This is a genomic window from Ruegeria sp. BF8 (assembly GCF_056538625.1).
Window position 1 is genome coordinate 749,653 of sequence record NZ_JBQFTL010000001.1, and the last position, 13,662, is coordinate 763,314.

The following is a 13,662-nucleotide window of genomic DNA, read 5'->3' on the forward strand; positions in this document are numbered from 1 at the left end:
TTGCACCTGTGGACTGGCGTTACCCGGCCGCCATTGCCGCGCGCAGTTGGCGAAGATGGGTCGGGAAATGCCGGGCGGTCAGATCAGCTTCGCGGACCAAGGTATCGAAATGGCGCGTAAAAACCTCGATCCGGTCCCGGTCGCGGAAGGCCATGTAATGGCTGCCTGCATAGAAAACGCACAGCAGCGGACCAAAGATGGTGACCGGCGCGGAATAGAGCCGCTTGGCATCGAAAAGGTAGATGCGCATACGCGGATACAACTGCTCGCACAGCTCCAGCATGTGGTCGATCTGGTCCAGCCGCACCTGCAGGGGCAGCCCGTCATAATAGCCAGTGCCATGGGCAAAGCTGTGAATCTCGTACAGCGGCATGGCGATTTCATAGTCGGATTGGGCACCGCGCATCCAGGTCAGTCTGTCCTCGGAGGCGCCGATGGCCTGGTCAGCGGTTCGGCCCAGATGCGGCGCGTATTCCCATTCCAGCACGGCGCGGGTTTTCAGCATGTCGGGCAGGGTGGCCGGAACATAGCGGATCTTGTACCCCGCGGCCTGCTGGTGCCATTCAAAGATGCGTTCGTCGACCAGCGCGCGGGGTGCCTCGGTCATGGTCAGCGAACTGGCCAGCAACTCGGCCGCGCTCTCGGGTCGGTCCGAGAGGCTGAGCAGCCAATCCGCCGACACCCCCAGAGCCGAGGCGCAGCTGCCCACCACATGGGCGTTGGGCAGGCGCGCGCCCGTATCGGTCAGCAACTGGGACACGGTCGAGCGATCGACCCCGATGGTGCGCGCCAGTGCGCTTTGGCTCATCTTCCGCTGGTCCATCGCGCGGGCCAGGCGCAGGCGGAACTGCGCGGCGCGGTCTCGTTTGTCGAAATTTTCCTGCATGTGATGATAAATATCACGGTCGCTGAGATTTGTTAATCATATTCGGAATTCTCGACAGGGCCGGCGGCAGGTAACGCTTGTGTGAAAACCAAAAAAGACTGGGGACCGGAATGGAAACGCGGCGAAGATCTGTCGTGAAGGCAATCATTTGGAATGCGATGGGCCTTGCGGTCATGACCGTGGTGGGGCTGGTCGCCACCGGCTCGGCCGCTGTCGGAGGCGCATTGGCGGTGGTGAACACGGCCATCGGGCTGACGCTCTACGTGATTTACGAACGCATCTGGGCCGGAATCTCCTGGGGGCGGCATGGCTGAGGCGACCACCCCCAAAACCCCCGAATGGCCGACCTTTGCCCTGATCGTAGCCTGCTATGCCCTTTGGCTGATTGCGATTTTCGGCGTGGCGGCGTGGTCGCTGTGGCTGGCGGTACCGTTGATGGGGGTCGTCGCGGCGCTGCATTCATCGCTGACGCATGAAGCGCTGCATGGCCACCCGTTCCGCGCAAAGTGGCTGAACGAGGCGCTGATGGCGCTGCCGCTGACCCTGTTCATCCCCTACAACCGCTTCCGCGATCTGCATTTGGCGCACCATCAGGATGCCAACCTGACCGACCCCTACGACGATCCGGAATCCAACTATCTGGACCCGGCGGTCTGGGTCAGGCTGCCGCGGTGGCAGCGGTGGGTCTATCAGGCGAACAACACGCTGTTGGGGCGCATGGCGCTGGGTCCGATCATCGGCCAGTTGGCTTTTCTGCGCGACGACTGGCGCGGTGCGGTGCGCGGGGACCGCGACATCTGGCTAGCCTGGGCTTTCCATCTGCTCGGCGTGGCGGTGGTTCTGTGGGTCGTGGCGCAATCAGCGATGCCGGTCTGGGCCTTTGTCCTTTCGGCCTATCTGGGACTTGCGCTGGTCAAGATACGCACCTTTCTGGAACACCGCGCGCACGAAAAGTCGCGCGCCCGCACGGTGATTGTCGAAGACCGAGGGCCGCTTGCCTTTCTGTTTCTGAACAACAACTTGCACGTCGTTCATCACATGAACCCGGCGGCGCCATGGTATCGGTTGCCCGCGCTCTATCGCCGAGGGAAAGAGCGCTATCTGGCCTGCAACGAGGCCTATGTCTATCGTTCCTACGGGCAGGTTTTCCGGCAGTATATCTGGCGCGCCAAGGATCCGGTGGCGCATCCGCTCTGGCCAAAACCTTGATTTGACGACAGAAGGGAAGCCATGAGTTTGTGGATTCCCGTAACCTTGGCCGCCGCCACCTTTCAGACGGTGCGCTTCATGCTGCAGAAATCGCTGAGCAGCGTGAAGCTGTCGGCGACCGGCGCGACCTTTGCGCGCTTTGCCTACTCGATGCCTCTGGTGCTGCTGGGTCTGGCAGGAGCAATCCGGCTCAGCGGTCTGCCGCTGCCGGCGCTGCCGCCTCTGTTCTGGCTTTATGCCGCCATCGGCGGGCTGTCCCAGATCCTTGCCACGATCTGCGTCGTGACACTGTTCAAACAGCGCAACTTTGCCGTCGGCATCACCTTCAAGAAAACCGAGGTGATCCAGACCGCAATCGTCGGTTTCGTCGTGCTCGGCGACCGGGTTTCAACCGGTGCGTTCGGGGCCATCCTGCTGGGGCTTCTGGCGGTTCTCCTGTTGTCGAAAACTCCGGGCGGCAGTGGGGCGTGGTGGCGTCACCTAACCAACCGCGCCTCGCAACTGGGGTTGGGATCGGGCGTCTTGTTCGCCTTTTCTGCGGTCAGCTATCGCGGCGCGTCGCTGCAACTGGGCGATGGCGAGGCCTGGTTTCGGGCGCTGGTGACGCTGGCGGTCGTGGTCTCGATCCAGTTCTTATCGATGGCGCTGTGGCTGGTTTGGCGCGACCGGGCCGAGCTGCGCGCGGTGTGGGACACGCGGCGCACCGGCGTCTTCGTCGGGCTGACCAGCCTGGGCGGGTCGTTCTGCTGGTTCTGGGCCTTCAGCCTGCAGAACGCGGCCTACGTCAAGGCGCTGGGGCAGGTCGAGCTGATTTTCAGCCTCATGGCCTCGGTTCTGGTGTTCCGCGAGACGGTGACCCGGCGCGAGATTGCGGGGATGGTCCTGCTGGGCCTCTCGATCCTGATCCTGGTCGCCACGATCTGAGATGCAAAAAAGGCGCGCGGAGGTCCGTGCGCCTTCTGATCTTTGGCCATGCAGGCGGGTCAGCCCGCGCGGCGTTCGTCAAAGCTGAGTGCGATGAAGCTGGGCAGGTGATCGCCCATGCCGACGACGGCCGGACCGCCATCGTCGCGACGTCCACGGCCCTTGCCACGTTTTTCCTTGGCAGGTTTGTCGTTCGACGCGGCGTCCTTGGCGGGCTTGTCCTTCTTGACCTCGTCCTTGCGGGTCGAGGCGCGCGATTTCTTTTCGGGCTTTTTGTCCTCGGCCTCGGCCGGTTCGGCCTGAACCGGGTTGTCCAGACGCGGGATTTCCTTCTGGATCAGTTTCTCGATCGCATCCAGCGCCTTTTCATCGCGGGCCGAGCAGATGGTGATCGCCTTGCCCTCGCGCCCGGCGCGGCCGGTGCGGCCGATGCGGTGCACATAGTCCTCGGGGTGACTGGGCACGTCGAAGTTGAACACATGGCTGACCGACGGAATGTCGAGCCCGCGCGCGGCCACGTCAGACGCCACCAGCAAACGTACCGAGCCGTCGCGGAACCCGTCCAGCGTCTTCATCCGCTGCGACTGGTCCAGATCACCGTGGATCGGTGCGGCGTTGTAGCCGTATTTCTTGAGCGATTTCGCGGTGATGTCCACATCGGTCTTGCGGTTGCAGAAGATGATGGCGTTGGTGCATTTGTCACCTTCGGCATCGATCAGTGCGCGCAGGACCTTGCGCTTGGTGCTGCCCTCGCGGTCGCGGCGGCCGCCTTTGACCATCACGACACCCTGTTGGATGGTCTCGGACGCGGTGGCCTGACGGGCCACTTCGATCCGGGCCGGGGCCGACAGGAACGTGTCGGTGATCCGCTCGATCTCGGGCGCCATGGTAGCCGAGAAAAACAGCGTCTGCCGGGTAAAGGGCGTCAGCGAGAAGATGCGTTCGATATCGGGGATGAACCCCATGTCCAGCATCCGGTCAGCCTCGTCCACGACCATGATCTGCACGCCGGTCAGCAGCAGCTTGCCGCGCTCGAAATGGTCCAGCAGACGGCCGGGCGTGGCGATCAGCACGTCCACGCCGCGGTCGATCAGGGCATCCTGTTCCTTGAAGCTGACGCCGCCGATCAGCAGCGCCTTGGTCAGCTTTAGATGCTTGGTATAGGTGTCGAAGTTTTCGGCCACCTGCGCCGCCAGTTCCCGCGTCGGGCACAGCACCAGCGAACGCGGCATCCGCGCCCGCGCACGACCGCGCGCCAACAGGGTGATCATGGGCAAGACGAAACTGGCCGTCTTGCCGGTTCCGGTCTGGGCGATGCCCAGAACGTCTCGCCCTTCCAGCGCCGGTGGGATGGCGCCTTCCTGGATCGGGGTCGGGGTTTCGTAGCCGGCTTCCTCAATAGCTTTGAGGACCTTGGGGTTCAGGTTCAGATCGTTGAATTTCGTCATGTATGTCCGGTTCATGCGGACACTGACCTGGCCCGCGCGTATGAAAAATGCCGGGCCCGGATGGCCATGCGCACCATGCGCGTTTCGGCTTGGATGCGGACATAACAAAAAGGTGTGGCAGGGTCAAATGAAGACAGTTTCATCTATACCGCTACATCGCGTCACTGGCGATTTCGTGCAACAATTCAGCAGCTTCCGGGAAAGTGTTTCTGCAGCTTTTCCTCAAGATCAAGCGGTCGGTGCTTGATGAGGCCCCGTTCCTGCAGGCGCGCGCGAACCTTCGGGTCGGTGGCGCTGAGTTCGTCAAAGAACTTGCGCAGACCTTGCTCGCCTTCTTCGGCCTCGATCCAACTGAGCAGTTCGTTCATGTTCAACCCGCCCCGATCGCGATGTACGTTCGGAGCCATGCCGGGCTGGTACGAGCCGCGTTCCAGTCGAAACCGATAGTGTGACCACCAATGCTCCCAATCCGGGGCGTGGCGGTGGCACAGGTCGATCTGCGGCATCTCGGTCTTGCAGGGCAAGATGACCTTGTTCTGAAACAGATTGTGGATGCGATAATTGAGGTTCTCCATCCCCGTGCGCACGAACAGCTTGCCCTGTACGTGGCTAAGAAAGCCGCCCAGAACGAAAGCGCCGTAGTTTGGATAGATCGTCTCGACAAGCGCTTCGCGTTCGGGGCCCTGGGGGATGAACGCTTTGTAGAGATCGTTGCCGCAGGCCAGGGCCTCGATCGGACGAACCCGAACCGCGTGCACCGTTTCGGGCACTTCGCCCAGCAAGTCCGCGATGGGGGCCGTGGGCCACAGGAACTCGTCCACATCTATATGCGCTAGCCAATCGAGATCGGTGTGGCGATAGGTAAAGGTCGCATGAACGGTCTGGCGGACCTGGTGGCGCTCGGGCTTGTCCCGTTTGCGCGCCGCCCAGAACGCATCGTCGCAGATGCGGGCGGTCACCTTGGTGTGGCGGCGCAGGGCGCGAAAAGCCCGCCGGTTGGGCTCATCAAGGTAGAGGTAGAGGTGATCCGCGCCCAGATCCAGGTGGTAGGCCGCAAAACTCAGAATGTCGCGGGCCGATCCACGCACCGTCGAGACGATGCCCCAGCTCGGCCTGGCTGCGGTCATGCGATGACGGCCTCTGTTGCTTTGGCGGGGGGCGGGGTCAGCATCAGGTCATCATTTCCTTGGTCGCGGTAAGCGTCAGTTTGGGATAATCGCGCACCACGCGGTCGATGTCCCATTGCAGGCGGGTGAGATAGACGATGTCGCCATCGTGATCGAGGGCAATGTGCTGCTTGTTCGCATTTACGAACTTCTCGACCTCAGCCTTGTCGCCCGACACCCAGCGCGCACTAGTGAATTGCGAGGCCTCGAACCGCACCGGCAGGCCGTATTCCAGCTCGATCCGGCTGGCCAGCACCTCGAACTGCAGCGCGCCCACCACGCCGACGATAAAGCCCGAGCCGATCGAGGGTTTGAACACCTTGGCCGCGCCTTCCTCGGCAAACTGCATCAGCGCCTTTTCCAGGTGCTTGGCCTTCATCGGATCGCCCGCGCGCACGCCCTGCAACAGCTCGGGCGCGAAGGATGGAATTCCGGTAACGCGGATCGCCTCGCCCTCGGTCAGAGTGTCACCGATGCGCAGCTGGCCGTGGTTGGGGATGCCGATGATATCGCCGGCCCATGCCTCGTCGGCCAGTTCCCGGTCAGAGGCCAGAAACAGAACCGGGTTCGTGATCGCCATGGGCTTCTTGCTGCGCACATGGGTCAGCTTCATGCCGCGCTTGAAGTGGCCGCTGGCCATGCGGACAAAGGCCACCCGGTCGCGGTGCTTGGGGTCCATGTTGGCCTGCACCTTGAAGACAAAGCCCGCCACCTTTTTCTCGTCCGGCGAAATCTGGCGCGGTTCGGCCGATTGCACCTGCGGCTGCGGTCCATAGGCACCGATGCCTTCCATCAGTTCCTTGACGCCGAACGAGTTGATGGCCGAGCCGAACCAGATCGGGGTCATGTGGCCTTCAAGCACCGCCTGCGGGTCCAGCGCAGGCAGCAATTCGCGCGCCATCTCGACCTCTTCCAGCAGCTTGTCCAGCAGTTCTGCGGGCACATGCTCGGCCAGTTTGGGGTCGTCCAGCCCGTTGATCTCGATGCTTTCGGCCACCTTGTTGCGGTCGGCGCGGTCCATGAGTTCCAACCGGTCACGCAGCATGTCGTAGCAGCCGATGAAATCGCGCCCCACGCCGATGGGCCAGCTGGCCGGGGTCACGTCGATGGCCAGCATTTCCTGGATCTCGTCGATGATTTCGAACGTATCGCGGCTCTCACGGTCCATCTTGTTGCAGAAGGTCAGGATCGGCAGATCGCGCAGGCGGCAGACCTCGAACAGCTTCTGCGTCTGGCTTTCCACGCCTTTGGCCCCGTCAATCACCATGACCGCGGCGTCAACGGCGGTCAGCGTGCGATAGGTGTCCTCGGAAAAGTCCGAGTGGCCGGGTGTGTCCACCAGGTTGAACCGGTAGGGGCCATAGTCAAACGACATGGCCGAGGCCGAGACCGATATACCCCGGTCCTTTTCCATTTGCATGAAGTCCGACCGCGTACGCCGTGCCTCGCCCTTGGCGCGCACCTGTCCGGCCATCTGGATAGCACCCCCATACAGAAGGAACTTTTCGGTCAGGGTCGTCTTGCCCGCATCCGGGTGCGAGATGATGGCAAAGGTCCGGCGCCGCGCGATCTCGGGCGGCAGGGTGGGTTGGTTCGAGGCGGTATCAAGCATGAAGGCGCGTATAGGCGGGGAATCCTGCCGAGGCAAGACAAAGGGGGTGGTTCGAATCAGGTGGATATGCCAATAAGAACATATAGTGAACAAATAATGGAGTGGATCAATGAATTTGAAAGAAATCGCCCAGGAACTGGTGGCGGGTTGCCGCGAAAACCGCGCCAAGGAGAATCTGGACAAGTTGTATGCAGCCGATGCCGTCTCGGTCGAGGCGATGGACATGCAGGGCATGGGCCGCGAGACCCACGGCATCGAGGGCATCCGCGGCAAGCATGATTGGTGGGAAAGCGCGCACGAGGTCTCGGGCGCGTCGGTCAGCGACCCGTTCCTGCATGGTGAAAACAGCTTTGCCGTGATTTTTGAAGTGCAGGGCAAGGTGAAGGAAAGCGGTGAAGCTTTCGACATGCGCGAGGTCGGCGTCTATCACGTGGTCAACGGCAAGATCGTGCGGGAAGAGTTCTTCTACTGATTTGCCGACGCCAATCTGGTCTTCCCTGTCTGGCCGGTGCTAGACATGCGGGTAACAAATGACAGGGGGGATCACATGGATCTGGGACTACAAGGAAAACGCGCGCTGGTCTGTGCCAGCAGCAAGGGCTTGGGGCTGGGCTGCGCCGAGGCGCTGGCCGCCGAGGGTGTCGATTTGGTGATGAACGCACGTGGGCCTGACGCGCTGGAGGCGCAGGCCGACCGGTTGCGCGCCGATTACGGTGTCGAGGTGCAGACGGTCGCCTGCGACGTGACCACGCCCGAAGGCCAGGCGCAGGTGATCGAGGCCGCGCAGGGCGTTGATATCCTTGTGACAAACGCCGGTGGTCCGCCGCCGGGCCTGTGGTCCGACTGGGATCGCGACGATTTCATCAAGGCGCTGGATGCCAACATGCTGACGCCGATCGCCTTCATGAAGGCGCTGTTGCCGTCAATGATGGACAAGAGTTGGGGCCGGGTGGTGAACATCACCTCGCAATCTGTGCGGGCGCCCATCGCGGTGCTGGGCCTGTCGAACGCTGCGCGCACGGGGCTGACCGGCTATGTGGCCGGAACGGCGCGGCAGGTGGCGCCCTACGGCGTGACCATCAACAACCTGTTGCCCGGCATTCATGCCACCGACCGGGCGGACTCGCTGGATGCCGGGGTTTCGGCGCAGAAGGGCATCTCGCTGGACGAGGCACGGGCCGAGCGCGCGGCCACGATCCCGGCGCGGCGCTATGGTACGCGGCAGGAATTCGGCGCGACTTGCGCGTTTCTGTGCTCGCAACATGCCGGGTTCATCGTGGGGCAGAACATCCTGCTGGATGGTGGCGCGACCAACCTGACGATGTGACCGTGGCGCAGGGGTTTTCGCTGAAGGATCAGCTGTTCAACGCGGAAAAGACCCGTTACCTAGTCGGCCTGTTCGCGCAGGCCGACCCCGGGTTTGACGGAGAGGCGTTCGAGGCTCGGGTCATGTCGCGCCTACCGGAGCTGGAGCTGAAGCAGCGGATCGCGTGGATTGCCGATTGTTTGCAGACGGCCTTTCCCGGCGCGCTGCCCGACGTGGCCCCGGTGATCCTGCGCGCCTTGCCGCCGCCTTTGGATCCGACCCTGAGCGATGATGATTTCGGTGACTTCATCTTTGCCCCATTGGGTGAGTGGGTGGCGCAGGTCGGCGCGGACCATCCCGACGTGGCGCTGGATGTGCTTGCAGAGATCACTCAGCGATTTTCGATGGAATGGGCGATCCGGCCTTTTCTGAACAGTCATCCCAATCTGGTGCTGGATCGGATGCAGGACTGGTGCGGGCATTCCAGCTATCACGTCCGGCGGCTGGTCTCCGAAGGCACGCGCCCACGGCTGCCCTGGGGGCAGGCGGTCGGGCTGGACCTGTCTGACCCGCTGCCGCTGCTGGATCGGTTGCACTCGGATCCGACGCGCTATGTCACGCGGTCGGTGGCGAACCATCTCAACGACATCACCAAGAAAGACCCCGACTTGGCGCTGACCCGCTTGAAGGCGTGGCACGCCTCCGGTGCGCAAGACCCCGACGAGATGCGGTGGATCACCGCACATGCGCTGCGCGGGCTGGTCAAGTCCGGCCATGGCGGGGCGATGGCGCTGCTGGGTTATGATCCCGACGCACCGCTGGAGGTGAATGTTGAGGTGATTGGCGAGGCCCGCATCGGCGGGGTTCTGGAGTTCGCCGTCTCGGTTTCAGGTCCCGATGATCAGCCGGTCTTGATTGACTATATCGTGCATTTTCAGCGACCTGGCGGGAAAATCTCACCCAAGGTTCACAAGCTCAAGCAAGCCAATCTGTCAGATGGCCGCCTGCGGCTGAGCAAGCGTCACAAACTCAAGGGCGACGCCACCACGTTTCGGCTGGTTCCGGGGCCGCACAGGCTTGAGATTCAGGTCAACGGCAAGGTCCGCGCGGGCGTGCCGTTCGAGCTGCTGACCTAGCGCCTCTCTTGCGCCCGATGGGCGGGGTTGTTATCCCGGCGCAAGCCCGATGAATTTGATCGGGAAAAGGCAATTGGGGTCCGTCGGTGGCAATCAACACAGCTCCTCCGCGATTGGAAATCCGCAATCTGGTCTGTCGGTTCGGCGGGCGCACGGTGGTGGATGATGTCTCGCTGACCGTTCAGGCGGGGCAGGTGACCTGTCTGCTGGGCCCGTCGGGCTGCGGCAAATCCACTACGTTGCGGATGATTGCCGGCGTCGAAATGCAGGACTCGGGCGAAATCTACGTCGATGGCAAGTTGGTCTGTGACACGGTGTTCAGGGTGCCGCCGGAACGTCGCGAGATCGGACTGATGTTCCAGGATTTCGCTTTGTTTCCGCACCTCAGCGTGGCCGACAACGTGGCTTTTGGCCTGAAGGGGGCCAAAGAGCAAAAACGGGAACGTGTCGAAGAGTTGCTGAGAAAGGTCGACCTGATCCGCCATATCGACGGGTTTCCGCATCAACTGTCAGGGGGCGAGCAGCAGCGGGTCGCGCTGGCCCGAGCGTTGGCGCCGCGTCCGCGGATCATGCTGATGGACGAGCCGTTTTCTGGCCTCGACAACCGTCTGCGCGACGGCATCCGCGACGAGACCCTCGCCATCCTCAAGGAAGAGGACGCCGCCGTGCTGCTGGTCACGCACGAGCCCGAAGAAGCGATGCGCATGGCCGACGAGATTGCACTGATGCGCCGCGGCAAGATCGTGCAGCAGGGCGCGCCCTACAATGTCTACACCCGACCCGTAGACAAGGCTGCCGTGGCATTTTTTAGTGATGTCAATGTGTTGCAATCCCAGGTGAATGGAGCATTGGCGCAAACGCCATTTGGTCAATTCCTGGCGCCGGGCGTTCCCGATGGCACGGACGTCGAAATCGTTTTCCGCCCTCAGCATGTGCGGCTGGACTTTGATCGCAACGGCAAGGGACCGCTGCCGACGGCGACCGATGGTGTTGCGGCCCGCGGCGTGGTCGAGCGCGCTCGCTTTCTGGGCAACGAAAGCCTGATCGAGTTTCGGATGGACTATGACGGCTCGATCCTCAAGGCGACCGTTCCGAACGTGTTCGTGCCCAATCCGGGCCGGGTGATGTGGTTGACCATCCGGCGGGATCGCTGCTTCGTTTTTCCAGCCTAGACGCCGCAACCGGTCGATTTCCCGGCGAGTGGTGCGCGAATGCCGCAGAATGCGCCGGGGCATCGCTTGCCGCATCCTTTGGGGCCGTCTATCAAGGGCGAAACGCGGGGGCACAGGCAGGCAATGCGCATACTTCTGACAAATGACGACGGGATCAACGCCCCAGGCCTGATCGCGCTCGAGGCGATTGCTGCGGATGTGGCCGGCCCGGATGGTGAGGTCTGGATCGTGGCTCCGGCTTTCGAACAGTCAGGGGTCGGGCATTGCATCAGCTATACCCATCCCATGATGGTGGCCAAACTGGGCGAGCGTCGTTACGCGGCCGAAGGGTCGCCGGCCGATTGCGTACTGGCCGGGCTTCATGACGTGATGAAGGACGCGCGACCTGATCTGGTTCTTTCAGGCGTGAACCGGGGCAACAATTCGGCCGAGAACACTTTGTACTCAGGCACGATCGGCGGCGCGATGGAGGCCGCACTTCAGGGCATTCCGGCGATCGCCTTGTCGCAGTACTTTGGCCCGCGCAATCTTGGGCTGGAAGAACCGTTCGAGGCCGCCACACGGTTCGGAGCGGACCTGGTACGACGCATCCTTGAGGCCGATCCGCCCGCGCAGGAAGACTACCGCCTGTTTTACAACGTGAATTTCCCTCCGGTGCCTGCCGATGAAGTTCTTGGTACCCGCGTCGTGCGTCAGGGTTTCCGACGCGACACGCATTTTGGGGTGGAACCGCACAGCTCGCCCTCGGGTCGCCGTTTCCTGTGGATCAAAGGGGGCTATCAGCACAACCCGACGGCTCCAGGAACGGATGCTGCGGCGAACCTGGATGGCTATATCTCGGTCACGCCGATGCGGGCCGACCTGACCGCCAATGATGCGCTGGAGGCGTTGAAGACGATCGAATGACCGGACTGGACCCCGAAACCAAGATGCAGTTCCTGTTCGCCCTGCGGTCTCGCGGGGTGACGGATGCGCGTGTTCTGGACGCGATGGAGCAGATCGACCGCGGCAAGTTCGTGCGGGGCCTGTTCGCAGAGCGTGCCTACGAGGACACGCCGCTGCCGATTGCATGCGGCCAGACGATCAGCCAGCCCTCGGTCGTGGGTCTGATGACGCAGGCGCTGCAGGTCACGCCGCGCGACAAGGTGCTCGAGGTGGGGACGGGTTCGGGGTATCAGGCTGCGGTGCTGTCCAAGCTGGCGCGGCGGGTCTACACCGTGGAACGCCACAAGCGTCTGGTACGCGAAACAGGAGAGCTGTTTCGAGAGTTGGGGCTGACGAATATCACGGCGATGCTGTCGGATGGATCTTTCGGGTTGCCCGAACAGGCTCCTTTTGACCGCATCATCGTCACCGCCGCGGCCGAGGACCCGCCGGGCCCGCTCTTGGCGCAGCTCAAAATCGGCGGTATCATGGTCTTGCCCGTTGGGCAGTCGGATGCGGTTCAGACCCTGATACGGGTCACCAGAACCGAGACCGGGCTGGAATATGACGAACTGTTGCCTGTTCGGTTCGTGCCCTTGCTGGAAGGGCTTGGAAAGGACGAGGCGTAACGTAGGTTTAGGAATTGGGCGCCAGAACCCCGGCAAACAGGGGCAGGTGTTGAGGACAGTGATATGAGAGCAGTTTCCAAGTCAGTCTTGGGTCGTGGAACAACGGCGATGGTTGCCGCGCTGGTGCTTGCCGGTTGCGAAGGCCCGCTGGATTACGACCTGCGCGGTCAGGTCGGCGGTTTTTCGACCACTCCGGCCGCACAATCAGCCACCACGAACCGACCGGCGCCGGACAGCCGTGGCGTGATCACCTATCCGACATATCAGGTTGCCGTCGCGCAACGGGGTGACAACGTCGCCGCCGTGGCTGCGCGGGTCGGTCTGCCCCAGGCGGAGCTGGCCCGGTTCAACGGTCTCAAGCCCACCGACCAGCTGCGCGAGGGCGAGGTGCTGGCCTTGCCACGGTCCGTCGGCGCCGGAGCGGGGAACGTCGATATCGCCTCGATTGCCACGACCGCGATTGATCAGGCGCCGGACACGGGCGGCGTGCGGGTCACGAACCTTGAGCCGGCCAAACCGGCGCCCGTCACCTCGACGGACGAGCCGATCCGGCACAAGGTCAAGCGGGGTGAGACGGCCTATACCATTTCGCGCCTGTATCAGGTTCCGGTCGATGCGCTGGCTGAATGGAACGGTTTGGGTTCGGACTTCGCCGTGCGCGAAGGGCAGTTTCTGCTGATCCCCGTCAAGAATCAGGCTGCACCGCGCCAAGCTGCCGCCGCAGCGCCCACGGCGACCACCGAACCGGGGCAGGGATCGCCCACCCCGACGCCGCCCAGTGCAACGCAGCCGTTGCCGGACGAAAAAGTTGCGCCGTTGACGCCCGCTCCGGACGTGACGGCCGAGGCCCCGACGAATTCCAGCTCGTCAGCCTTGGCTCTGCCGGTGACCGGCAAGATCATTCGCCCTTATGCCAAGGGCAAGAACGAAGGGATCGACATCGCCGGTTCGCCCGGTGCATCGGTCAAGGCGGCCGAAGCCGGTACCGTGGCGGCCATTACGGCGGATGCGGATCAGATCCCGATCATCGTCGTCAAGCACACCAACGATTTGCTGACGGTCTACGCGAATGTCGAGAACATCTCGGTCAAGAAGGGCGACCGGGTCAGCCGCGGCCAGAGCATTGCCAAGCTGCGCGGGGGTGAGAACGCCTATGTGCACTTCGAGGTACGCAAAGGGTTCGAGTCCGTCGACCCCGAAACCTATCTGCGCTGAGGGTCTGAGCGCCGTTCCAAGTAGCCTTGCGCGAA

The 13,662-nt window shown here is 62.8% G+C and carries 14 protein-coding genes; 10 read left to right on the top strand and 4 right to left on the bottom strand.

Features of this window, described 5'->3' with window-relative positions; genetic code table 11:
- Window positions 1–19: 19 nt before the first annotated feature.
- A complete protein-coding gene (locus ACR0LD_RS03750; RefSeq protein WP_480635646.1) occupies window positions 20–886 on the bottom strand; it encodes a helix-turn-helix domain-containing protein in 867 nt (288 codons plus the stop codon).
- A gap of 110 nt (window positions 887–996) precedes the next feature.
- Here ACR0LD_RS03750 and ACR0LD_RS03755 point away from each other — a divergent pair, with 110 nt between their 5' ends.
- The 3 genes from ACR0LD_RS03755 to ACR0LD_RS03765 are packed head-to-tail and all read left to right on the top strand — an operon-like array spanning window position 997 to window position 3,019.
- Entirely contained in the window at window positions 997–1,200 is a 204-nt protein-coding gene (locus tag ACR0LD_RS03755) for a DUF2061 domain-containing protein (RefSeq protein WP_480635647.1), read from the top strand.
- Complete coding sequence (locus tag ACR0LD_RS03760; protein ID WP_480635648.1) at window positions 1,193–2,095, top strand: fatty acid desaturase; 903 nt, start codon at window positions 1,193–1,195, stop codon at window positions 2,093–2,095. The genes ACR0LD_RS03755 and ACR0LD_RS03760 overlap by 8 nt, the downstream gene beginning before the upstream one ends.
- Before the next feature lie 21 nt (window positions 2,096–2,116).
- The gene (locus tag ACR0LD_RS03765; protein ID WP_480635649.1) at window positions 2,117–3,019 is read left to right on the top strand and encodes an EamA family transporter; all 903 of its coding nucleotides are present in this window, start codon (window positions 2,117–2,119) and stop codon (window positions 3,017–3,019) included.
- Window positions 3,020–3,078: 59 nt separating this feature from the next.
- Here the strand turns inward: ACR0LD_RS03765 and ACR0LD_RS03770 are convergent, their stop codons facing one another.
- From ACR0LD_RS03770 to ACR0LD_RS03780, 3 genes are all read right to left on the bottom strand, one after another.
- Window positions 3,079–4,467, bottom strand: coding sequence for a DEAD/DEAH box helicase (locus ACR0LD_RS03770; protein ID WP_480636277.1), 1,389 nt, complete (start codon window positions 4,465–4,467; stop codon window positions 3,079–3,081).
- A 185-nt stretch (window positions 4,468–4,652) separates the two neighbouring features.
- Window positions 4,653–5,594: a glycosyltransferase family 2 protein gene (locus ACR0LD_RS03775; RefSeq protein WP_480635650.1), complete on the bottom strand. Its 942-nt coding sequence runs from the start codon at window positions 5,592–5,594 to the stop codon at window positions 4,653–4,655.
- A 43-nt stretch (window positions 5,595–5,637) separates the two neighbouring features.
- Window positions 5,638–7,245 carry a peptide chain release factor 3 gene (locus ACR0LD_RS03780; RefSeq protein ID WP_170338819.1) on the bottom strand — a complete coding sequence of 536 codons (1,608 nt, stop codon included), beginning with the start codon at window positions 7,243–7,245 and terminating at the stop codon, window positions 5,638–5,640.
- A gap of 109 nt (window positions 7,246–7,354) precedes the next feature.
- On the opposite strand from ACR0LD_RS03780, the gene ACR0LD_RS03785 reads away from it, so the two are divergent.
- The 7 genes from ACR0LD_RS03785 (at window position 7,355) to ACR0LD_RS03815 (ending at window position 13,627) form a co-directional block, all read left to right on the top strand.
- On the top strand, window positions 7,355–7,717 hold the full coding sequence (locus ACR0LD_RS03785; RefSeq protein ID WP_093962268.1) for a nuclear transport factor 2 family protein: 363 nt from the start codon (window positions 7,355–7,357) through the stop codon (window positions 7,715–7,717).
- A 75-nt stretch (window positions 7,718–7,792) separates the two neighbouring features.
- Window positions 7,793–8,572 carry an SDR family oxidoreductase gene (locus ACR0LD_RS03790; protein WP_480635651.1) on the top strand — a complete coding sequence of 260 codons (780 nt, stop codon included), beginning with the start codon at window positions 7,793–7,795 and terminating at the stop codon, window positions 8,570–8,572.
- Window positions 8,573–8,574: 2 nt separating this feature from the next.
- Window positions 8,575–9,687, top strand: coding sequence for a hypothetical protein (locus ACR0LD_RS03795; RefSeq protein ID WP_480635652.1), 1,113 nt, complete (start codon window positions 8,575–8,577; stop codon window positions 9,685–9,687).
- Between the two features lie 86 nt (window positions 9,688–9,773).
- Entirely contained in the window at window positions 9,774–10,859 is a 1,086-nt protein-coding gene (locus ACR0LD_RS03800) for an ABC transporter ATP-binding protein (protein ID WP_170338320.1), read from the top strand.
- Between the two features lie 123 nt (window positions 10,860–10,982).
- Entirely contained in the window at window positions 10,983–11,765 is a 783-nt protein-coding gene (gene surE / locus ACR0LD_RS03805; RefSeq protein WP_480635653.1) for a 5'/3'-nucleotidase SurE, read from the top strand.
- A complete protein-coding gene (locus ACR0LD_RS03810) occupies window positions 11,762–12,412 on the top strand; it encodes a protein-L-isoaspartate(D-aspartate) O-methyltransferase (protein ID WP_170338827.1) in 651 nt (216 codons plus the stop codon). Before surE ends, ACR0LD_RS03810 begins: the two co-directional genes overlap by 4 nt.
- Before the next feature lie 63 nt (window positions 12,413–12,475).
- Window positions 12,476–13,627 (top strand): LysM peptidoglycan-binding domain-containing protein, encoded by a 1,152-nt coding sequence (locus ACR0LD_RS03815; RefSeq protein ID WP_480635654.1) that lies wholly within the window; start codon window positions 12,476–12,478, stop codon window positions 13,625–13,627.
- The last annotated feature ends 35 nt before the right edge of the window (window positions 13,628–13,662 follow it).

What these genes read in the sequence shown, in the direction of transcription:
- ACR0LD_RS03765 (WP_480635649.1), top strand. Translation starts at nt 2,117, where the DNA reads ATGAGTTTGTGGATTCCCGTAACCTTGGCCGCCGCCACCTTTCAGACG.
- ACR0LD_RS03775 (WP_480635650.1), bottom strand. Translation starts at nt 5,594, where the DNA reads ATGACCGCAGCCAGGCCGAGCTGGGGCATCGTCTCGACGGTGCGTGGA.
- ACR0LD_RS03760 (WP_480635648.1), top strand. Translation starts at nt 1,193, where the DNA reads ATGGCTGAGGCGACCACCCCCAAAACCCCCGAATGGCCGACCTTTGCC.
- ACR0LD_RS03810 (WP_170338827.1), top strand. Translation starts at nt 11,762, where the DNA reads ATGACCGGACTGGACCCCGAAACCAAGATGCAGTTCCTGTTCGCCCTG.
- ACR0LD_RS03780 (WP_170338819.1), bottom strand. Translation starts at nt 7,245, where the DNA reads ATGCTTGATACCGCCTCGAACCAACCCACCCTGCCGCCCGAGATCGCG.
- ACR0LD_RS03815 (WP_480635654.1), top strand. Translation starts at nt 12,476, where the DNA reads ATGAGAGCAGTTTCCAAGTCAGTCTTGGGTCGTGGAACAACGGCGATG.
- surE (WP_480635653.1), top strand. Translation starts at nt 10,983, where the DNA reads ATGCGCATACTTCTGACAAATGACGACGGGATCAACGCCCCAGGCCTG.
- ACR0LD_RS03755 (WP_480635647.1), top strand. Translation starts at nt 997, where the DNA reads ATGGAAACGCGGCGAAGATCTGTCGTGAAGGCAATCATTTGGAATGCG.
- ACR0LD_RS03750 (WP_480635646.1), bottom strand. Translation starts at nt 886, where the DNA reads ATGCAGGAAAATTTCGACAAACGAGACCGCGCCGCGCAGTTCCGCCTG.
- ACR0LD_RS03785 (WP_093962268.1), top strand. Translation starts at nt 7,355, where the DNA reads ATGAATTTGAAAGAAATCGCCCAGGAACTGGTGGCGGGTTGCCGCGAA.
- ACR0LD_RS03790 (WP_480635651.1), top strand. Translation starts at nt 7,793, where the DNA reads ATGGATCTGGGACTACAAGGAAAACGCGCGCTGGTCTGTGCCAGCAGC.
- ACR0LD_RS03770 (WP_480636277.1), bottom strand. Translation starts at nt 4,467, where the DNA reads ATGACGAAATTCAACGATCTGAACCTGAACCCCAAGGTCCTCAAAGCT.